The sequence below is a fragment of the Haloactinopolyspora sp. genome (genome assembly GCF_027324685.1).
Taxonomy (GTDB): Bacteria; Actinomycetota; Actinomycetes; order Jiangellales; family Jiangellaceae; genus Haloactinopolyspora.
In genome coordinates, this window is the sequence record NZ_DAHVSH010000147.1 from 1 (window position 1) to 19,979 (window position 19,979).

At 70.6% G+C, this 19,979-nt stretch carries 15 protein-coding genes; 8 read left to right on the forward strand and 7 right to left on the reverse strand.

What is annotated here, in order from left to right; all coding sequences use genetic code 11:
- The first annotated feature begins 308 nt into the window (after positions 1-308).
- The 3 genes from groES (at position 309) to M6444_RS16365 (ending at position 3,498) form a co-directional block, all read left to right on the forward strand.
- Positions 309-608, forward strand: a complete 300-nt coding sequence (gene groES / locus M6444_RS16355; RefSeq protein WP_298329713.1) for a co-chaperone GroES — start codon at positions 309-311, stop codon at positions 606-608.
- 110 nt (positions 609-718) lie between these two features.
- Positions 719-2,329, forward strand: coding sequence for a chaperonin GroEL (gene groL, locus M6444_RS16360; RefSeq protein WP_298329716.1), 1,611 nt, complete (start codon positions 719-721; stop codon positions 2,327-2,329).
- Between the two features lie 173 nt (positions 2,330-2,502).
- Entirely contained in the window at positions 2,503-3,498 is a 996-nt protein-coding gene (locus M6444_RS16365; RefSeq protein ID WP_298329719.1) for a TIGR03557 family F420-dependent LLM class oxidoreductase, read from the forward strand.
- 11 nt (positions 3,499-3,509) lie between these two features.
- Here the strand turns inward: M6444_RS16365 and M6444_RS16370 are convergent, their stop codons facing one another.
- The 3 genes from M6444_RS16370 to M6444_RS16380 form a co-directional block, all read right to left on the reverse strand.
- On the reverse strand, positions 3,510-4,322 hold the full coding sequence (locus tag M6444_RS16370) for an ATP-binding cassette domain-containing protein (protein ID WP_298329722.1): 813 nt from the start codon (positions 4,320-4,322) through the stop codon (positions 3,510-3,512).
- On the reverse strand, positions 4,319-5,311 hold the full coding sequence (locus M6444_RS16375) for a putative F420-0 ABC transporter permease subunit (protein ID WP_363326402.1): 993 nt from the start codon (positions 5,309-5,311) through the stop codon (positions 4,319-4,321). The genes M6444_RS16370 and M6444_RS16375 overlap by 4 nt, the downstream gene beginning before the upstream one ends.
- A gap of 92 nt (positions 5,312-5,403) precedes the next feature.
- Positions 5,404-6,462: a putative F420-0 ABC transporter substrate-binding protein gene (locus M6444_RS16380; protein WP_298329728.1), complete on the reverse strand. Its 1,059-nt coding sequence runs from the start codon at positions 6,460-6,462 to the stop codon at positions 5,404-5,406.
- Positions 6,463-6,668: 206 nt separating this feature from the next.
- Here M6444_RS16380 and M6444_RS16385 point away from each other — a divergent pair, with 206 nt between their 5' ends.
- Complete coding sequence (locus tag M6444_RS16385; RefSeq protein WP_298329730.1) at positions 6,669-7,841, forward strand: pyridoxal phosphate-dependent aminotransferase; 1,173 nt, start codon at positions 6,669-6,671, stop codon at positions 7,839-7,841.
- 124 nt (positions 7,842-7,965) lie between these two features.
- Here M6444_RS16385 and M6444_RS16390 read toward each other — a convergent pair whose 3' ends face one another.
- A complete protein-coding gene (locus M6444_RS16390; protein ID WP_298329733.1) occupies positions 7,966-8,868 on the reverse strand; it encodes a UbiA family prenyltransferase in 903 nt (300 codons plus the stop codon).
- 153 nt (positions 8,869-9,021) lie between these two features.
- Here M6444_RS16390 and guaB point away from each other — a divergent pair, with 153 nt between their 5' ends.
- The 4 genes from guaB to M6444_RS16410 are packed head-to-tail and all read left to right on the forward strand — an operon-like array spanning position 9,022 to position 14,948.
- A complete protein-coding gene (guaB, locus tag M6444_RS16395) occupies positions 9,022-10,545 on the forward strand; it encodes an IMP dehydrogenase (RefSeq protein ID WP_298329753.1) in 1,524 nt (507 codons plus the stop codon).
- A gap of 54 nt (positions 10,546-10,599) precedes the next feature.
- Positions 10,600-11,709, forward strand: coding sequence for a GuaB3 family IMP dehydrogenase-related protein (locus M6444_RS16400; protein ID WP_298329737.1), 1,110 nt, complete (start codon positions 10,600-10,602; stop codon positions 11,707-11,709).
- Between the two features lie 18 nt (positions 11,710-11,727).
- Positions 11,728-13,296 carry a succinic semialdehyde dehydrogenase gene (locus tag M6444_RS16405; RefSeq protein WP_298329740.1) on the forward strand — a complete coding sequence of 523 codons (1,569 nt, stop codon included), beginning with the start codon at positions 11,728-11,730 and terminating at the stop codon, positions 13,294-13,296.
- Positions 13,293-14,948, forward strand: a complete 1,656-nt coding sequence (locus tag M6444_RS16410) for a GMC family oxidoreductase (protein WP_298329743.1) — start codon at positions 13,293-13,295, stop codon at positions 14,946-14,948. The genes M6444_RS16405 and M6444_RS16410 overlap by 4 nt, the downstream gene beginning before the upstream one ends.
- Before the next feature lie 35 nt (positions 14,949-14,983).
- Here M6444_RS16410 and M6444_RS16415 read toward each other — a convergent pair whose 3' ends face one another.
- The 3 genes from M6444_RS16415 to M6444_RS16425 all read right to left on the reverse strand — a co-directional run bounded on the left by M6444_RS16415 (position 14,984) and on the right by M6444_RS16425 (position 19,589).
- The gene (locus M6444_RS16415; RefSeq protein ID WP_363326401.1) at positions 14,984-15,994 is read right to left on the reverse strand and encodes an aldo/keto reductase; all 1,011 of its coding nucleotides are present in this window, start codon (positions 15,992-15,994) and stop codon (positions 14,984-14,986) included.
- 80 nt (positions 15,995-16,074) lie between these two features.
- A complete protein-coding gene (locus tag M6444_RS16420; RefSeq protein WP_298329747.1) occupies positions 16,075-17,835 on the reverse strand; it encodes an ABC transporter ATP-binding protein in 1,761 nt (586 codons plus the stop codon).
- Complete coding sequence (locus tag M6444_RS16425) at positions 17,832-19,589, reverse strand: ABC transporter ATP-binding protein (protein ID WP_298329750.1); 1,758 nt, start codon at positions 19,587-19,589, stop codon at positions 17,832-17,834. The genes M6444_RS16420 and M6444_RS16425 overlap by 4 nt, the downstream gene beginning before the upstream one ends.
- Between the last annotated feature and the right edge of the window lie 390 nt (positions 19,590-19,979).

The window sequence follows — 19,979 nt, forward strand, 5'->3', positions numbered from 1 at the left end:
CTTAGCGCGAGCCGGTCGTCGACGGACACGCCGGCGAGCGCGAGGGCGCGATGCCAGCCCGGCGAGTCCGCGATCACCGTGATCGAAGCGTCGGGTAGTCGATCCGACAACATCCCGGCGTAGGCAACCCCGGCGGAGTGGACTGGCACTCGCCTTGACCGAGTGCTAACGAAGCGACTACGTTGATAGTTGGCACTTTCAGTATGAGAGTGCCAATGGTCGATCCCGTCGGCACCCGCGACGGCGGCGGCACGCGGCCTGTCCATCTTCAGCAACCGTGACATCCTGCGAAAGGGGAGGTCAGACAAGTGTCGGTCTCCATCAAGCCACTCGAGGACCGGATCGTGGTCAAGCCCCTCGATGTGGAGCAGACGACGGCTTCCGGGCTCGTGATCCCGGACACCGCCAAGGAGAAGCCCCAGGAGGGTGAGGTCGTCGCCGTGGGCGAAGGCCGTTGGGACGAAGACGGCGAGAAGCGTATCCCGCTGGACGTCAAGGTCGGCGACGTCGTCCTCTACTCGAAGTACGGCGGCACCGAGGTGAAGTACGGCGGCGAAGAGCTGCTCATTCTCTCCGGCCGGGACGTGCTCGCCGTCGTCCAGAAGTGACGCGCTGAGTATCGAGCCATGTGAGTGAAGGCGCCTCGGGCCACAGTGGCTCGCACCGAGCTGCGAATCCGTCCGGGGCGCCTTCTCCATTCGGAAGGGATAGCTGATCCATGCCTAAGATCCTCGAGTTCGACGAGGATGCCCGCCGCAAGCTCGAGGCCGGCGTCGACGCCCTCGCGAACACGGTCAAGGTGACGCTCGGCCCGCGCGGCCGCAATGTCGTCCTCGACAAGAAGTACGGCTCGCCCACCATCACGAACGACGGCGTGACCATCGCTCGTGAGGTGGAGCTGGAAGACCCCTACGAAGACCTCGGCGCGCAGCTCGCCAAGGAGGTCGCCACCAAGACCAACGACATCGCCGGTGACGGCACCACCACGGCGACCGTTCTCGCCCAGGCGATGGTGCACCGTGGCCTGAAGTCCGTCGCCGCCGGCGCCGCGCCGCTGGCGATCAAGCGCGGTATCGACGCGGCGGTCGAGGCCGTGACGACGCGGCTGCTCGAGACCGCGCGTCCGGTCGACGAGAAGTCCGACATCGCCTCGGTCGCTGCCATCAGTGCGCAGGACCGCACGATCGGTGAGGTCATCGCCGAGGCGTTCGACAAGGTCGGCAAGGACGGCGTCATCACCGTCGACGAGTCGCAGACCTTCGGGACCGAGCTCGAGTTCACCGAAGGTATGCAGTTCGACAAGGGCTACCTGAGCCCGTACTTCGTCACTGACGCCGACCGTCAGGAAGCGGTTCTCGAGGATGCCTACATCCTCATCCACCAGGGCAAGATCTCGTCCATGGCCGACCTGCTCCCGCTGCTGGAGAAGGTCGTCCAGTCCGGCAAGCCACTGCTCATCGTGGCCGAGGACGTCGAGGGCGAGGCGCTGTCGACGCTGGTCGTCAACAAGATCCGCGGCACCTTCACCTCGGTCGCGGTCAAGGCGCCCGGCTTCGGCGACCGCCGCAAGGCGATCCTGCAGGACCTCGCCGTCCTGACCGGCGGCCAGGTCGTCGCCGAGGAGGTCGGGCTCAAGCTCGACCAGGTCGGCCTCGAGGTGCTCGGCCAGGCCCGCCGCGTCGTGGTCACCAAGGACGACACCACGGTGGTCGACGGTGCCGGTGCCCAGGCCGACATCGACGCCCGGGTCGCGCAGATCCGGGCCGAGATCGAGAACACCGACTCGGACTGGGACCGCGAGAAGCTCCAGGAGCGCCTGGCCAAGCTCGCCGGGGGCGTCGGCGTCATCAAGGTCGGTGCGGCCACCGAGGTCGAGCTCAAGGAGCGCAAGCACCGCATCGAGGACGCCGTGTCGGCGACCCGTGCAGCCATCGAGGAGGGCATCGTCTCCGGTGGCGGTGCCGCCCTGGTGCACGCCCGGTCGGCGCTCGAGGACAACCTCGGCCGGACCGGCGACGAGGCGACCGGTGTCGACATCGTGCGCGGCGCCCTCGTCGAGCCGCTGCGCTGGATCGCGGAGAACGCGGGCGAGAACGGCTACGTCATCGTCTCCCGCGTGGAGTCCGGTCCGGCTGGGCAGGGCTACAACGCGGTGACCGGTGAGTACGGCGACCTGCTGGAGCAGGGCGTCCTCGACCCGGTCAAGGTGACGCGCTCGGCCGTCGCCAACGCCGCATCGATCGCGAGCCTGCTGCTCACGACCGAGGCGCTGGTGGTCGACAAGCCCGAGGACGAGGAAGACAACACCGGCCACGGTCACGGTCACTGACCGACCATTGCTGGCCAGACGGCCCGGGCCACCCGATCAGCGGGTGCCCGGGCCGTCGTGCGTCAGGCCGCCTCGAGTTGGGCGGTGTCGACTTCTGGAGGGTTTTCCACGCTTCGACCGTTGCGGAAGGGTGGAAAACCCTCCAGAAGTGCAGGATGTAGGAAGGGGAACGGATGGCAGGCAGCCGGGCGCGGGTCGGGTACGCGGCGATGCTGGAGCGCTTCCCCCCGTCGGAGGTCGTGGCCTTGACCGTCGAGGCCGAGCAGGCCGGCTTCGACGGCGTCATGGCCGACGATCATTTCCAGCCGTGGACGGCTCATCAGGGTCAGGCTGGCTTCGTCTGGAACGTCATGACGGCGATGGCCGAACGCACCCGCGGCAGCGTGGGCGTCGGCGCCACGTGCCCGTCGTTTCGGTGGCACCCGGCCGTGGTCGCGCAGGCGGCGGCGACGCTGGAGTCGATGTACCCCGGCCGGCACTGGCTCGGGGTCGGTTCCGGCGAAGCGATCAGCGAGCACGTCGTCGGCGGGTACTGGCCCGAAGCGCCGGAGCGGATCGCGCGCATGTTCGAGGCGGTCGAGATCATCCAGAAGCTGTTCACCGGCCGCGACGTCCGCCACGACGGCCGGTTCTTCACGCTCGAGCGCAGCCGGCTGTGGACCATGCCCGACGTGGCGCCGCCCATCTACGTGGCGACGTCCGGCCCCGTCACCGCCCGGCGAGCCGGTGCGAGCACCGACGGCATCATCACCGTCGCCTCCACTCCGGAGAAGGTGGCGACGCTGTTCGCGCGGTTCGACGACGGCGCTCGCTCGGCGGGCAAGGACCCATCAGCGGCGACGAAGATCGTTCAGGTCCACCTGGCCTGGGCGCCGGACGACGCCGATGCAGCTGAACAGGCCGTGCGCGAGTGGCCCAACGGCGCGATGCGGTTCTCGAAGGCCGACATCCGCTCGCCGCACGACTTCGAGCAGATGGCCCGCATGGTGCGCCCCGAGGACTTCGAGGGCCGGCTGCTGGTGTCATCGGACCCGGACGCCCATCGCCGCGAGATCCAGGCCTACCTCGACGTCGGCGCCACGCACGTCTACTTGCACAACGTCAGCGCCGACCAACGCACGTGGCTGAAGGTGTTCGGCCGCGAGGTGCTGCCGGCCCTGACCCCGTAGCGCTAGCCGCGTTAGCCCTGCAGCGGCGAGAACGTGAGGACCGGGCGTCCTGTGCGGGGATGCGGGTGCACGTCGCAGTCGACGCCGAAGACGGCACGCACCACGTCGGGGACCAAGACCTCCTCGGGGGTTCCCGACGCCACGACGCGCCCGCCGGCCAGGACGACGAGCTGATCGCAGTAGGCGGCGGCCAGGTTGAGGTCGTGCAGCGCGGCCAGCGTCGTCACGCGCAGGTCGCGGACGAACTTCAGCAGCGTCAGCTGAAAGTGGATGTCGAGGTGGTTGGTGGGTTCGTCGAGCAGGAGCAGGCGCGGCTGCTGAGTCACCGCACGCGCGAGGTGCACCCGCTGGCGTTCACCGCCGGACAGCGTGTGCCAGTCGCGGTCGGCCAGCTCGCTCATGCCGACGGTCTCGAGTGCCTCGAGCGCGCGTCGCTCGTCGTCGGGGGCCGGGCGATGCGGCGTGCGGCCGAGCAGCACCACGTCGAGGACGGTCAATGGCACGTCGGCGGTGGATTCCTGCTCGACGACGGCGACCTGTCGCGCCCGCTCCCGCCGGCGCATCGCCAGCAGGTCCTGGCCATCGAGGGTGACGACGCCGGTGTCCGGCCGCGTCGTCCCGGCCACGGCGCGCAGCAGACTGCTCTTGCCTGAACCGTTCGGGCCCAGGAGTCCGGTGACGGTGCCGGCGGGGACCGAGACGTCGACGCCGTCGACGATCAGGGCACCGTCCACGCTCCACGAGACACCGGAAACGACCAGGTCGTCCCGGGCGGCCTGGGCGGTCGCGGGGCGGGTGGTGACGATCGTGGATTCGGCGGTCATCGGCCGACCTTTCTGCGCCGCAGGAGGAACGCGAACGCCGGTGCGCCGAGAAAGGCGGTCACCACGCCCACCGGTAGCTCGCGCGGATCGAAGATGGTCCGGGCCAGGGTGTCGGCCCAGATCAGGAACACCGCGCCGGTGAGCGTGGCCAGGGGCAGCACGCGGCGGTGACCGGACCCGGTGACCAGGCGTACCGCGTGCGGCACCATCAGCCCGACGAAGCCGATGGCGCCGCTGACGGCCACGGCGGCGCCGGTGAGCAAGGCGACGAGCGTGAGCAGCGTCCAGCGGGTGGCGTTGACGTCGACCCCCAGCGTGGCGGCGGTGCCGTCGCCGAAGGCGAACGCATCGAGCGTGCGGGCCCGACTCAACAACACGCCCCCGACGACCACGACCGCCACGCTCACGATGACCACGTCGGCCCACGAGGCGCCGCTCAGCGAACCGAGCAGCCAGCTGAGGATCTCGCGGTAGGAGTCACCGGTCGCGGACCAGAAGATGACGAACGACGTCGCCGCCGAGCACAGGTACGACACCGCCAGCCCGGCGAGCACGGTGCGCGTCGGCGCAAGCTCTCCGCGACGGTTCGCCAACGCGAGGGTGATCATCAGCGCCACCAAGGCGCCGGCGAACGCGGCGACGGGGAGGCCCAGCTGACCCACCCCCAGGACCAGCACGGCCACCGCGCCGACCGAGGCCCCGGACGACAGCCCCAGCAGGTACGGGTCGGCCAGTGGATTGCGCGTCAGCGTCTGCATCACCGCACCGCAGATTGCCAGCGCCGCGCCGACGGCCCCCGCGGCCAGGACCCGCGGCAGCCGTAGCTCCCAGACGATGCCGTCGCGCAGTGTCGACAGCGGCGACGGGCCGATGCCGAGGCGTTCGAGTCCCAGGTGCGTGCCGATGGAGCGCCACACGTCCAGCGCACCGATGTCCGCAGGGCCGATCGTCACCGTGACGGTGACCGACACCACCACCAGCGCCGCCATGGTGGCGATCCAGGCCGCGCTGGCGGCACCGCGCCGGCCACGCGGGCGCGGGCGCTGCGGTCGCGGCGGACTGAGGGGAGGGGCCGTCGACGTCATGCGGCGTCCTCGTCCAGTCGGCTCAGCTGGTCAGCCAGGTCGGCGACGGCCTGCGCGTTGCGGACCCCGGCCTCGGCCGCGGGGAACGGCAGCCGCAGATACCGGCCTTCGGTCACGGCGGGCAGCGCGGCGGTGACCGGGTTGGACTCCAACAGCTCGATCTTGTGCTCCGCGGTGTTCCATTCGGCGTCGACCAGCACGATGACGTCGGGATTGCGGGCGATGACGTCCTCCCAGCCGACGTTCGACCACGTGTCGTCGATGTCGGCGAAGATGTTCTGCAGCCCCAGTGCGCGCATCATCATCGCCGGCGCGCCGATGTCGCCGCCGACGTAGGGAGCGTCCTCGCCCGAGCTGTACCACAGCGCCGTGCGGCCTCGGCCGGGGTCGTCGACGCTGTCCAGCAGCGCCTGCTGTTCGGCGATGAGCGCCTCGGCGCGGTCGGTGACGCCGAAGATGCCGGCCAGCTCACGGATCTGGTCGAACAGCACGTCGAAGGTCAACGGATCCGGCTGGTACTCGGGATCCTTGCAGGCAGCCGGCGAGACGTAGGTGTCGATGCCGAACTCGGCCAACGCGCCTCGCTCGCCGGCGGCATCGGCAGCGAAGTTGCTCTCCCAACCGGCGTAGACGAAATCCGGCTCGACGTCGAGCAAGGCCTCCTGGCCGGGCACTTTGTCCGACAGCACGGGAACGTCGGCCACCTGGTCGGCGTAGCGATCCGGCACCGGGCCGTCGGCGAACGCGGTGCCCACCAGGCGATCGCCGAGCCCGAGGGCCAGCATCGTCTCGGTGGCCGTGGACTTGATGGTGACCACACGCTGCGGCGGCTGCTCGACGCTCACCTCGAAGCCGCAGTTGTCCACGGTCACGCCGGACTCGGCCGAGCCGGCCGAGTCGGCCGAGTCAGCCGAGTCGGCCGACGAGGTCTCGCCGGTCGAGCTACCGCAGCCGGCCAGCAATGCGGCGGCAGCGAGCGTCAGGACCGGCAGGCGGAACCGGTGAGCGGCGTGGGCGGGCGGGGCTGAGCGGCGGTGGGCCACGGGGGTCTCCATCGAACGTGAGCGTGCCGCAGCGCCGATGACGCAAAACGGCAGGCTGAACCGGTCGTCGGAGACGGTCAGGAGACCGTCGAAACCCGCTACCCACTAACCGGGCAGACGCAACAGGGGCACAAGTGTTACCCCAGGGCTGGTCTCGATCATATCGGTCGAACGGCGGTGCTGCCTACACCTGTGTCGCGTGGACTACCGTGAGGTGCGTGCCACCACGTCAGCCAGTTCTGGTCGAGCGCATGCGACCGTTCACGTCCACGATCTTCGCCGAGATCACGGCGTTGGCGACGCGCACCGGCGCCATCAACCTGGGGCAGGGCTTCCCGGACGAGGACGGGCCGCAATCCCTGATCGACGACGCGTGCCAGGCGATGCGCGCCGGGGCCAACCAGTACCCGCCCGGGCCCGGCGTGCCCGTTCTGCGCGAGGCCGTCGCCCGGCACCAGAAGCGCTTCTACGGCCTGGATGTCGATCCCGACACAGAGGTCCTGATCACCGCCGGAGCCACCGAGGCGATCGCCGCGACGATTCTCGCCTTGTGCGAACCGGGCGACGAGGTGGTGACCTTCGACCCGGTCTACGACTCCTACGCGGCGTCGATCGCGCTGGCCGGCGCCGTTCGCCGCACCGTGACCCTGCGCTGGCCGGAGTTCACCATCGATCCCGGCGAACTGCGTGCGGCCTTCACCGAGCGCACCCGGATCGTGCTGGTGAACACTCCGCACAACCCGGCCGGGAAGGTGTTCGACGAGGCCGAGCTGGACATGATCGGGGCGCTGGCGCGCGAGCACGGTGCCGTCGTCGTGACCGACGAGGTCTACGAGCATCAGGTCTACGACGACGCCGTGCACGTGCCGATGGCGACCAGGCCCGGTATGGGCGAGCACACGGTGACGATCTCGTCGGCGGGCAAGACGTTCTCGGTCACCGGGTGGAAGGTCGGCTGGCTGCACGGACCGGCCGAGCTGGTGGCCGCGGCTCGAACGGTGAAGCAGTACTTGACGTTCGTCAACGCCGGGCCCATGCAGCCGGCCGTGGCCGGCGTGCTGGGGCTCGACGACGACTTCTTCACCGGTCTTTCCGCGGACCTGCGCCGCAAACGCGACCTGCTGTGCGACGGTCTGCGCGCGGCCGGCTTCGGGGTGTCGCCGCCGCGAGGGACGTATTTTGCCGTGGCCGATGCGGCGCCACTGGGTTTCGACGACGGTGCCGAGCTGTGCCGACGGCTTCCGGAGCTGGCCGGGGTGGCGGCGGTGCCGGTCTCGGCGTTCTACGACGACGTCTCGGCGGCACGCTCACTCGTGCGGTTCGCCTTCTGCAAACGCGACGACGTCCTGCACGCCGCCGTCGACCGCCTCTCCCGCCTGCGCTCCAAATGATCATGTTCACTTGGTGATTCCCTGCTCCACCACCCGTGCACGCCTCGTGATGCAGCACAACGCCTAGGGGTGTGACCCTGACCCGTGTGACCCTGTCCGGCTGCGGCGATCGGCCCCGCGCCCGTCACCACACGCCCGTGTACGTCAGCGCGAACGTGGCACACGGCACCAGGAACGCCGCCGCCAGGATCACCACGTTGCGGAACGACGCCGCCGTCGTGACCAGCCGCCGATAGACACCCACGAGCACGGGCACCATGACGACTTCCAGCGCCAGCATGCGCCGCGGGACGACGGTGTCGGTGGCGGCGAGCACGACGGCCAGCATCGCGGCGGCGGTCCACGCGGCGAACCCCAGGCGCCGGGTCCACGCCACGCCCAACCGGACCGCCACCGTCGAGTACCCGCCGGCCCGGTCGGCGTGGAGATCGGCGACGGTCGTCGGGACGTACAGGCCGACGGCCACCAGCGTGCCCAGCACGGCCATCACCCAGGGAAACGCGTTGAGCGGCTGGACGGTGACCCAGCCGGCCAGCATGCCGAACGCACCGAGCGCCACCGCGTTGACCGCGACGTCGGCGCCGGGGCGGACCTTGAGCCGCAGCGGGGGAGCGCTGTAGGCCCAGCCGGTCACCAGCGCCGCCACGGTCCCCACGGCGAAAGCGAGACCGACGGTGCCCGCCACGGCGACCGCCATGGTCGCGGCGAGGGCGGCGACGCGCTGCGCCACGGCGACCGACATGCGCCCGCTCGCCAGCGGCGCCGTGGCCTTGCGGGGGTTGAGGCGGTCTCCGTCGACGTCGTGCGCGTCGTTGACGGCCAGGACGGCCCACCACATCAGCGGCCCGATCACCACGGCTCCGGCGGCGACGTCCGGCAGGTCGGACATCGCCGGTACCAGCCGGTGGGTCGCCAGGACCACGCCGACGTAGTAGGGAACCAGCGACACCGGCCAGAACCACGGCCGACCGAGGGTGACGACGTCGCGGAGGAACCGGCCCGGTGCCGTAGCGAGCGTGGTCGTCATGGCTCGATGATCGCGACGGCCGACGCGCGACGGCCTCCCCCGAGCGGGGGAGAGAAGGACGAGGGCGGGGGAATGTCGGCATGCGGTGGAGACCCGCCCCGGTGCCGCCATACGATTGGGTCCATCGCCCCTTCGACCATCAGGATCGTGTCCATGGACCCCATGCAGTCCGGCGTGCCCGAGATGTTCGCTCCCATCGGGCTCACCTTCGACGATGTGCTCCTGCTCCCCGGCGAGTCCGACGTCGTGCCCAGCGAGGTCGACACCGCTTCGAGGGTTTCGCGCAACATCGATGTCCGCGTGCCTCTGTTGTCCAGTGCCATGGACACCGTCACCGAGGCGCGGATGGCCATCGCGATGGCCCGGCAGGGCGGGCTGGGCGTCCTGCACCGCAGTGTCTCGATCGACGAGCAGGCCCGCCAGGTCGACCTGGTGAAGCGGTCGGAGTCCGGCATGGTCACCGATCCGGTGACCATCGGCCCCGACGCCACGCTGGCCGAGATGGACGCCATGTGCGCGCACTACCGCATCTCCGGGCTGCCGGTGGTGGACGACGCCGGCGTGCTGCTGGGCATCGTCACCAACCGCGACATCCGCTTCATCCCGTCCGGGGAGTTCGAGCAGCGCCGCGTCCGCTCCGTGATGACGCAGATGCCCCTGGTCACCGCACCGGTCGGCATCCAGGCCGATGACGCGTTCGCGCTGCTGGCCAAGCACAAGGTCGAAAAGCTCCCCCTCGTCGACGACGCCGGGCGGCTGAAGGGCCTCATCACCGTCAAGGACTTCGTCAAGTCCGAGGAGTACCCCAACGCCACCAAGGATGCCGAGGGCCGGCTCGTCGCGGCCGCCGCCGTCGGATTCTTCGGCGACGCGTGGGACCGCGCCATGGCGCTGGTCGAAGCCGGGGTCGACGTGCTCGTCGTCGACACCGCGCACGGACACACCAACGCCCTGCTCGACATGGTCGGCAAGCTCAAGGCCGAACCCGCGGCGGCGGGCGTCGACGTCATCGGTGGCAACGTCGCCACGCGGGCCGGGGCGCAGGCGCTGGTGGACGCTGGTGTCGACGCCATCAAGGTGGGCATCGGCCCGGGGTCCATCTGCACCACGCGAGTGGTCGCAGGGGTCGGCGTGCCGCAGGTCACGGCCATCCACGAGGCCGCCAAGGCGGCCCGCCCGGCCGGTGTTCCGGTCATCGGCGACGGCGGGCTGCAGTACTCCGGCGACATCGCCAAGGCGATCGTGGCCGGAGCCGACACCGTGATGCTCGGATCGCTGCTCGCCGGTGTCGCCGAGAGCCCGGGCGAGCTCATCTTCGTCAACGGCAAGCAGTACAAGTCGTATCGCGGCATGGCTTCGCTGGCCGCGTTCACCAAGCGCGGGGCGGCCACGTCCGGCACCCGCGACCGGTACTTCCAGGCCGACGTCAGCAGCGACGACGAGCTGATCCCCGAGGGGATCGAGGGCCAGGTGCCCTTCCGCGGGCCGTTGGCGAGCGTGACTCACCAGCTCGTCGGCGGGTTGCGGCAGTCGATGTTCTACACCGGCGCGCGTACGATCCCCGAGCTTCAGGAGCGCGGCCAGTTCATCCGCATCACCTCGGCCGGGCTCAAGGAATCGCACCCGCACGACATCCAGATGACCGTCGAGGCGCCCAACTACTCCTCTCGGCGCTAGCAGCGTTTCCGCCTGCGGTCTCGGGCCGCGGCGGCGTCGGTTAGCCTGGTCCGCGTGGCGGAGATCGAGATCGGCCGGGGTAAGCGCGGCCGCGAAGCATATTCCTTCGACGACGTAGCGATCGTGCCTTCCCGGCGCACCCGCGACCCGGAAGAGGTGTCGACGCACTGGCAGATCGACGCCTACCGGTTCGACACGCCGCTGGTCGCGGCGCCCATGGACTCGGTGATGTCGCCGGCGACGGCCATCGCGCTGGGTCAGGCCGGTGGGCTGGGCGTTCTGGACCTCGAGGGTCTGTGGACGCGCTACGACGACCCCGAGCCCCTGCTCGCCGAGATCGTCGGGCTCGAGGAGGGCAAGGCGCTCAACCGGCTGCAGGAGATCTACTCCGCCCCGGTGCGCGAGGAGCTCATCGCCGAGCGGCTGCGCGAGATCCGCGACGCTGGGGTCACCGTCGCCGGTGCGTTGTCGCCGCCGCGGGTCAAGCGCTACTACCAAGCTGTGGTGGAGTCCGGAGCCGACATCGTCGTGATCCGGGGTACCACCGTGTCGGCCGAGCACGTCTCGGGGCGAGCCGAGCCACTCAACCTCAAGCAGTTCATCTACGAGCTCGACGTGCCGGTGATCGTCGGCGGCTGCGCGACCTACCAGGCAGCGCTGCACTTGATGCGTACCGGGGCGGCTGGGGTGCTGGTGGGCTTCGGCGGCGGGTCGTCGCACACGACGCGCTCGGTGCTCGGCGTCACGGTGCCCATGGCCACCGCGGTGGCCGACGTGGCCGCGGCGCGGCGCGACTACCTCGACGAGTCCGGCGGGCGCTACGTGCACGTCGTGGCCGACGGGTCGATCGGGCGCTCCGGCGACATCGCGAAGGCGATCGCCTGCGGAGCCGACGCCGTCATGGTCGGTTCGCCGCTGGCTCGCGCGTCCGAGGCACCCGGGCACGGGTGGCACTGGGGCTCCGAGGCGCATCATGCCGAACTGCCGCGGGGTGAGCGGGTGCACGTCGGCACCATCGCTCCGCTCGCGCAGATCGTCTCCGGTCCGTCGTACCTGCCCGACGGCTCGATGAACCTGGTGGGCGCGTTGCGCCGGGCCATGGCCACGACTGGATACACCGAGGTCAAGGACTTCCAGCGAGTCGAGGTCACGGTCTTGCGCTGAGGTCGTACCCTGTCGAGGATGACCACCGATGTCAGCGTCGACGACGTCGTCGACCGTCGTGTCCTCGACCGGTTGGCCGACCGCGTCGTCGCCACCCCCAGAGCCGAGCGCATCGAGGTGATCGCCCCGTTCACCGGGCGCGCTTTCGCTGAAATCCCGCTGTCCACGGTGGACGACGTGCGCACCGCGGCCGACGCCGCGCGCGATGCCGCGCACGGCTGGGCCGCGCGACCGGTCACCGAACGGGCCCGGATCATCGGACGCATCCACGACCTGGTGCTCGACCGGCAGTCCGAGATCGCCGATCTCGTCCAAGCCGAATCCGGCAAGGCCCGCCGGGACGCCTTCGAAGAGATCGCCGACGTCGCGCTGGCCGCCCGCTACACCGCCGCTCGTGGCCCGTCGGCGGTGCGCGATCGGCGCCGGCTCGGCCTGATCCCGGGGCTCACTCGCGCGCTCGAGATCCGCCGGCCGAAGGGCGTCGTCGGCGTCATCTCACCGTGGAACTATCCGCTGACGTTGGCGATCTCGGACTGCCTGCCCGCCTTCGTGGCCGGCAACGCAGTGGTGCACAAGCCGGACTCGCGGACGACTCTCACGGCCCTGCTCGCGCGGTCGATCGCCGTCGAGGCAGGTCTTCCCGAGGAGGTGTGGCAGATCGTGGCCGGCGACGGCGAGACCGTGGGGACGGCCGTGGTCGACCACGCCGACTACGTCTCGTTCACCGGCTCGACCCGCGCGGGTCGCAAGATCGCCGCACGGCTGGGGGAACGGCTGGTCGGGGCCTCGCTCGAACTCGGCGGCAAGAACGCCATGGTGGTGCTCGACGATGCCGACGTCGACCGGGCCGCGGAGTCGGCGGTGCGTGCGTGCTTCTCCAACGCCGGTCAGTTGTGCGTGTCGGTCGAACGGATCTACGTGGCCTCGGCGCTGCACGAAGCCTTCGTCTCCCGGTTCCTCGACCGGGTGCGTGACCTGCGCTTGGGCGCGTCGTTCGACTACAGCAGCGACATGGGCACGCTGATGTCGCAGGCCCAGGTGGACAAGGTCACCGCGCACGTCCAGGACGCCGTCACGAAAGGCGCCACCGTGCTGGCCGGAGGGCAGCCGCGGCCCGACCTGGGCCCGTGGTTTCACGAGCCCACGGTGCTCGAAGGCGTGCGCCCAGGGATGCTCGCCGCCGACGACGAAACGTTCGGCCCGGTGGTCGCCGTGCAGGCGGTGAGCACCGAGGACGACGCGGTCGAGTTGGCCAACGCCACACCGTACGGGCTCAACGCCTCGGTGTGGACCGGCGACCACCGCCGGGGTGTCGCGGTGGCCCGCCGGCTTCATGCCGGCATCGTCAACGTCAACGAGGGCTATGCCGCCGCGTGGGGGAGCCACGATCTGCCGATCGGCGGGCTCGGCGCATCGGGCCTGGGGCGCCGCCATGGCCGCGAAGGCATCCTGCGCTACACCGAGACGCAGGCCGTCGCGGTGCAGCGCCTGCACGGCATCACCCCGCCGCCGGGCTTGACGTACGACACGTTCGCCGACGTCATGACCCGTTCGCTGCGCGCGATGCGCAAGATCGGCCGGCCGTGAAAGCGCACTACGACGTCCTGGTCATCGGCTCCGGGTTCGGTGGCAGCGTGACGGCGCTGCGCCTGAGCGAGAAGGGCTACCGGGTCGGCGTCGTGGAAGCCGGAGCCCGCTTCGACGACGAGTCCTTTCCCGCCACCTCGTGGGACGTGCGCCGATTCCTGTTCGCCCCGGCCCTGGGCTGTTACGGCATCCAGCGCATCGACACGCTGCGCGACTGTGTCATCCTCTCCGGCGCGGGCGTCGGTGGCGGGTCGCTGGTCTACGCCAACACGCTGTACGAACCGCTCGACGCCTTCTACCGCGACACCGCATGGAGCGCGATCACCGATTGGCGCGCCGAGCTGGCCCCGTACTTCGATCTGGCCAAGCGGATGCTCGGTGTCACCACCTATTCGCGGATGTCGCCGTCGGACGAGGTCTTCAAGCAGGTGGCCGACGAGATGGGCGTGGGCCACACGTTCCGGCCGGCCCCGGTGGGTGTCTTCCTGGGCGAGCCCGGGGTGCGGGTGCCCGACCCGTACTTCGGCGGCGCTGGTCCCGACCGCGTCGGTTGCCTGCACTGCGGCGCCTGCATGACCGGGTGCCGGTACAACGCGAAGAACACGTTGCCCAAGAACTACCTGTATTTCGCCGAGCGGGCCGGCGCCCAGGTACACGAGCTGTCGACCGTGACCTCGCTGCGCCCGCTGCCGCAGGGCGGGTACGGCGCACTGATCCGGCGCACCGACGCGCGGGGAGCGAAGCCGAGCCTGCTCACCGCCGACCAGGTCGTGGTCAGCGCCGGTGCGCTGGGGACGCAGCGGCTGCTGCACCGCATGCGCGACGAAGGACACCTGCCGCACCTGTCGGACCAGCTCGGCGTGCTCACCCGCACGAACTCCGAGTCGATCCTCGGTGCCATCGCGGCGGACCGGAGGGTCGATTACACCGAGGGCGTGGCCATCACGTCGTCGATCCACGTCGACGAGCACACCCACATCGAGCCGGTCCGCTACGGCCGCGGCAGCAACGCGATGTCGCTGCTGCAGACGGTGCTGGCTGACGGAGGCGGCTCCCGGGCGCACTGGGTGAACTGGCTGGGCCAGATGTGGCGGCAGCGGCGGGATCTGGCCGGCCTGTACGACATGGCGCACTGGTCCGAACGCACCCTGATCGCGCTGGCGATGCAGACCCTGGACAACTCGATCACCACGTATACCCGGCGCAGCAGGCTGACCGGCCGTCGCTATCTCACGTCCAGGCAGGGGCATGGCGAGCCCAACCCGGGCTGGATCCCGGTCGCGCACGAGTTCGTCCGGCGCATGGCGGCGCGGATCGGCGGCACCCCGGCCGGCACCATCGGTGAGCCGTTCGGTCGGCCGATGACCGCGCACTTCCTCGGTGGCTGCACCATCGGCGCGTCGCCCGACGACGGCGTCATCGATGCCTGGCAGCGGGTCTACGGGCACCCGGGCCTGCACATCGTCGACGGGTCGGCCATCTCGGCCAACCTCGGCGCCAACCCGTCGCTGACGATCACCGCCCAGGCCGAACGCGCCATGGCGTTCTGGCCGAACAAGGGCGAAGCGGACCCGCGTCCGCCGGTCGGTGCGCCGTACCGGCCACTCGATCCGGTCGCGCCGCGCCACCCCGCCATCCCGGTCGAGACGTAGGCGGTGTGCGTGCCCGCCGGGCGGCGGGCTCGCACTCACATGGCGCGGACCGGCTGGCCGCGCAGTTCGACCAGCAACCGCTCCACCTCGGCCAGCTCGTCGGGGGACAGCGGGCCGTGCTCCATCGCTGCGGCGTTCTCCTCGATCTGGGCCACGGTCCGGCAGCCCGGAATCGGGATCGTCAGGTCGCTGCGGGCCCAGATCCACGCCAAGGCGCCCTGAGCGAGGGTTCGCCCGCCGCCGGTGAGCACGTCGCGTACTGCCGCAACCCGCTCGAGCCACTCCGGAGCGGGACGGCCGTCGCGGAAGTAGATCAGCCACTCCGGCGGCACCCCGCGCACGTCGTCGGTGCCGAGCGTGGACGAGGCGCTGAACTTGCCGGTGAGCATCCCCATGGCCAGCGGACCGCGGTTGAGGCTGGCCAGCCGGTGCGTACGGCACACCTCGAGCACCTCAGCCGCGTCGTGCAGTACGGAGAGGTTGTGCTGGATCGCGGTGCAGTGCCGACCGTCTCGGCCCCACGCCGCGGCGCGGTCCGGGAAATCCGTGCTCCATCCGTACCACCGCAGCGTGCCCGCGTCGACGAGGTCCTCCAGCGTGCTCAGCAGGTCTTCGGCCTGGCTGATCGGCAGGTCGTTGAGGTGCAGCTGGTACAGGTCGATGTAGTCGGTGCCGAGCCGGCGCAGCGAGGCCTCGGCGGCACCGCGCAGGTACGCAGGGGTCGCGTCGGCGCCGGTCAGCCGCTTGGCCGACGTGTCCATCGTGTTGCCCCATTTGGTCGCGACGACCACGTCGCCACGGCGCTCGCCCAGCGCGCGCCCGAGGAGGTGCTCGCTGTGGCCAGTGCCGTACGCGTCAGCCGTGTCGAACAGCGTGACGCCGAGGTCGAGGGCACGGTGGATGGTCCGGATGGACTCGTCGTCGTCGGTCTGGCCCCACCCGGCGGGGCCGGAATCGGTCCAGAACGGTCCACCGATCGCCCAGCACCCCATGCCCACGGCGCTGACCTCGATGTCGCTGCGTCCGAGTGTGCGTGTCATCGTCATGGTCGTTCACACTGGCAGTTCGAGTGCGCTCGAAGTCAACGACGCGATCCGGCCGGCTCCGGGCAGCCGGCCGGATCGCCTCACCTGGAGTCGGCGGAGACGGGCGTGCCGTGCCACGACTCCCACAACGCGGCGTAGGCGCCGCCTTGGGCGACGAGCTCATCGTGGCTGCCCAGCTCGGCGATCTGCCCGTCGTCGACGACGGCGACGCGGTCGGCGTCATGCGCGGTGTGCAGTCGATGGGCGATCGCGATGACGGTGCGACCGCGCAACACGGCCGACAACGACCGTTCCAGGTGCCGCGCGGCGCGGGGATCGAGCAGCGACGTCGCCTCGTCCAGCACGAGCGTGTGCGGATCGGCCAACACGATGCGCGCCAGCGCGACCTGCTGGGCGAACGCGGGCCCCACCGGGTGCCCACCGGAACCGACCACGGTGTCCAGCCCGTCCGGCAGCCCGTCCACCCAGTCCAGCGCATCGACCGCCGCGAGCGCGCGGCGCAGGTCGTCGTCGGAGGCGGACGGCGCGGCGAGCGCGAGGTTGTCGCGCACGGTGCCCACGAACACGTGATGCTCCTGGGTCACGAGCACGACCTCACGCCGAAGCTGGTCGATTTCGAGATCGACCAGCGGAACGTCGCCGATCGAGACCCGACCGCGCCGCGGCGGGTGGATCCCGGCCAGCAGCCGGCCCAGCGTCGACTTGCCGGCTCCCGAGGGGCCGACCATCGCCAGGCGCTCACCGCGAGAAAGCTCCAGTGACACGCCGTGCAGCACGTCGTGATCGTCGACGTAGGCGTAGCGGACCTCGTCAGCGCGGATGTCCTGGTCCGACGGCTGCGCCCCGGTCGCGGTGCGGTCCGGCGGCACGTTCGCGATACCGACGACGCGGGCGAACGACGACATGCCGACCTGGAGCTCGTCCAGCCACGAGACCAGGCGGTCGACGGGGTCGACGATCTGCACCATGTACAGCACGACGGTGGTCACCTGCCCGGCCGTCGCGTGGCCGGCGGAGGCGAGCCAGCCGCCCCAGGCGAGCGTGGCCACCACGGGCAGCACGTAGGCCATCTCAGCGGATGGGAACCAGACCGTGCGCAGGAACAGCGTGCGCCGCTCGGCCGCGTACGCTTCGCGCAGATCGTCGTCGACGCGGTTGATGCGCACCTCGCCCAGGCTCAGCGCCTCGACGGTGCGCGCGCCGTCGACGGTCTCGGTGATGGTTCCGTCGAGGGTCGCGTAGGACGCGCGTTCCCACAGGTACCCCGCGCGGGCGCGGTTGAGGTACCAGCGCGTGCCGACGACGAGCAGCGGAACGCCGACGACGGCCCCGGCAGCGACCAGCGGCCCGGCGATCAGGGCGGCGCTCAGGGTGAGCACGGTGGTCAAGACCGCGACCAGGATCTCGGGGATGGCGAACCGGACCGTACGTGACAGCGCGTCGATATCGCCGGTGGTGCGCGCCACCAGATCGCCGGTTCCCGCCCGCTCCACGGTGGACAGCGGCAGCGCGAGTACCCGCCGGATGAAGGTCTCGCGCAACTCGGCGAAAACCCGCTCTCCGAGGACGAGTGAGCGGTTGATCGCGACCCTGGTCAGCAGGGCGCGGACGATGATGAACCCGGCCAGGCTGGCGGCCAGCACGTCGATCCGGGTGGTCGACGAGCCGCGAGTGACGGCGTCGACTATGCGCCCGAGCAGGAACGGCCCGGCCAGGCCTGCCGTGGCGGCGAGGACGTGCACCCCCAGCGCGACGGCGAGCTGGCGCCGGTGCCGCCGGAACAGTCCCGCGCCCTCGGCACGGACCTCGGCCGGCGTCGCGATCGGCAGCGTGGTCGTCATGCGGGTGCCTCCTCTCGGGTGACGGTGCGGCGATAGGCGGGCACGGCGGCGAGAAGTTCGTCGTGCGTCCCCACGGCGCTCACCTGGCCGCCGTCGAACCAGACCACGGTGTCGGCCTGCGACAGCATCAACGGGCTGGCGGTGGCGACCACCGTCGTCCGCCCAAAGCGCGCCGATCGCAACCGGCCGGCGATGGCTGCCTCGGTGTGGGCGTCGACAGCGCTGGTCGGTTCCACCAGGACCAGGACCTCGGGATCACCGACCAGGACTCGGGCCAGTGACACGCGCTGGCGCTGGCCGCCGGACAACGACCGGCCGCGCTCCTCGACCAGCGAGTCGAGGCCGTCGCGCAGGGTTTCCAGGACGTCGCCGGCCGAGGCGGTTCGCATCGCGGCGACCAGCTCGGCGTCGTCATGATGGCCGTGCGGGTCGAGCCCGCCGCGCAGGGTGCCCGTGAACAGCGTCGGTTCCGGATCGCTGACGACGATGCGCCGGCGCACCTCGCGCAGCGGCATCTCGTCGAGAACGACGCCGCCGAACACGACGCCGCTGTGGCCCGTGAGGCGACCCAGACGGTCGGCGAGCGTGGCCGTGAAGGCCGGGTCGTCGGCGACGAGCATCGTCAGCTTCCCCGGCCGGACGTGCAGCCCGGAATCGGGATCGACGAGCGTGGCATCGACGGAGGTGGACACGTCGTCGGCGGTGCGATCAGCCTTCCCGTCCTGCTCGCCCTGGTCGGCGGCGACCGCGGCGTCGTCGCGTACGTCGCGTGGCACCCCCAGCACCCGGAGGACTCGCCGGACAGCGACCATCGCGCGAGTCAGCGCGAAGGCCATCTCGCCCGCGGTACGCACGGGAAGGATCAGGAAGAACGCGTAGCCGTACAGCGAGACCAAGGCGCCTGGCTGTACCGATCCGGCGAGCACCAACCGAGCGCCCACCCAGGTCAGCAGGACCAGGAAGATTCCCGGCAGCAGCACCAGGATCGCGTCGAGCAGCGCCTCGGTGCCCGCGACCTTGACGCCGGTGCGGCGGACGGCCTCGGAACGTTCGGTGTAGCGGCGCACGAACACCTTCTCGCCGCCGATGCCGCGCAGCACGCGCAGCCCGGCGACAGTGTCGGCGCCGAGGGCGGTCAGATTTCCCAGCGCCTCGCGCTGGTCGTGCTGGCGCTGCTGCAGTGGCCGCACCAGCGGGCCGAGCCCGAGCACCAGCAGCGGAACGCCGATCAGGACCATCAGGCCGAGGGTGACCGAGGTGTTCAGCACGATGACCGCCACCACCGCGTAGGACACGATCGCCCCGGCGAAGCGCGGGGTCACCTCGAGCGCGTGGCCGATGTGCATGGAATCGCTGGAGGTGGCCGCCACGACCTCGCCGGTGGGCATGGTGCGGGGGACGGCCGGCCCGGTGCGGGCGACGTGCCGGCTGACCAGCTGGATGACGCGGAACGCCGAGTACAGCCAGTTCGCCACGGCGGCGCGGTGGCGCATCATGCCGGCCAGTGCCTGGACGATGCCGAAACCGGCGACCACGAACGCCCATCGGTACGTGGAGTCGAGGTCACCGTCGACGATGCCGTCGATGCCGTGACCGATCGACCACGGGATGAGCGCCTGAGCGAGCATCCAGGTGACACCGAAGACGGTTCCGACGGCGAGGGTGCGCCACTGCTGCCGCGCCAGCCACAGGATGAAGCGCAGGCGTGAGCGAGTGTCCGGGGTTCCCGGATCAGTCAAGGGGAGTGCGCGCACGAGTCACCACGCTACGAATCGTGCTCGTCAACCGCACCTCATTTTCCCCGGCCCCAACCCCCAGAACACCGTTGTCAAATGATCATGTTCACTAGGCAAATGCCTGCCACACCACCGGTGTAAGCCTGTTCCTGCGACAGAAAGCCTTGGGGTGTCACCGCCCCCGGCGCTTCAACGCGCCCCGGGCCCGACGACATCCGCCGGCGTGCCGAACGGCGGCGAGGTCAGCGAAGAAGTTCCGGCCTGCCGAGGGGGTCCGATACGCTCAGGCAGGTGGTCGACACCTCGCATGACACAGTTCTCGTCGTTGATTTCGGCGCCCAGTACGCACAGCTCATCGCGCGGCGCGTGCGCGAGGCCAGGGTGTACTCCGAGATCGTCCCGCACACG

Bases quoted from the DNA above. Each gene is read 5' to 3' on its own strand.
- M6444_RS16420 (WP_298329747.1), bottom strand. From the start codon at position 17,835: ATGACGACCACGCTGCCGATCGCGACGCCGGCCGAGGTCCGTGCCGAG.
- M6444_RS16375 (WP_363326402.1), bottom strand. From the start codon at position 5,311: ATGGCGGCGCTGGTGGTGGTGTCGGTCACCGTCACGGTGACGATCGGC.
- guaB (WP_298329753.1), top strand. From the start codon at position 9,022: ATGGACCCCATGCAGTCCGGCGTGCCCGAGATGTTCGCTCCCATCGGG.
- M6444_RS16390 (WP_298329733.1), bottom strand. From the start codon at position 8,868: ATGACGACCACGCTCGCTACGGCACCGGGCCGGTTCCTCCGCGACGTC.
- M6444_RS16415 (WP_363326401.1), bottom strand. From the start codon at position 15,994: ATGACGATGACACGCACACTCGGACGCAGCGACATCGAGGTCAGCGCC.
- groL (WP_298329716.1), top strand. From the start codon at position 719: ATGCCTAAGATCCTCGAGTTCGACGAGGATGCCCGCCGCAAGCTCGAG.
- M6444_RS16380 (WP_298329728.1), bottom strand. From the start codon at position 6,462: ATGGAGACCCCCGTGGCCCACCGCCGCTCAGCCCCGCCCGCCCACGCC.
- M6444_RS16365 (WP_298329719.1), top strand. From the start codon at position 2,503: ATGGCAGGCAGCCGGGCGCGGGTCGGGTACGCGGCGATGCTGGAGCGC.
- M6444_RS16370 (WP_298329722.1), bottom strand. From the start codon at position 4,322: ATGACCGCCGAATCCACGATCGTCACCACCCGCCCCGCGACCGCCCAG.
- M6444_RS16405 (WP_298329740.1), top strand. From the start codon at position 11,728: ATGACCACCGATGTCAGCGTCGACGACGTCGTCGACCGTCGTGTCCTC.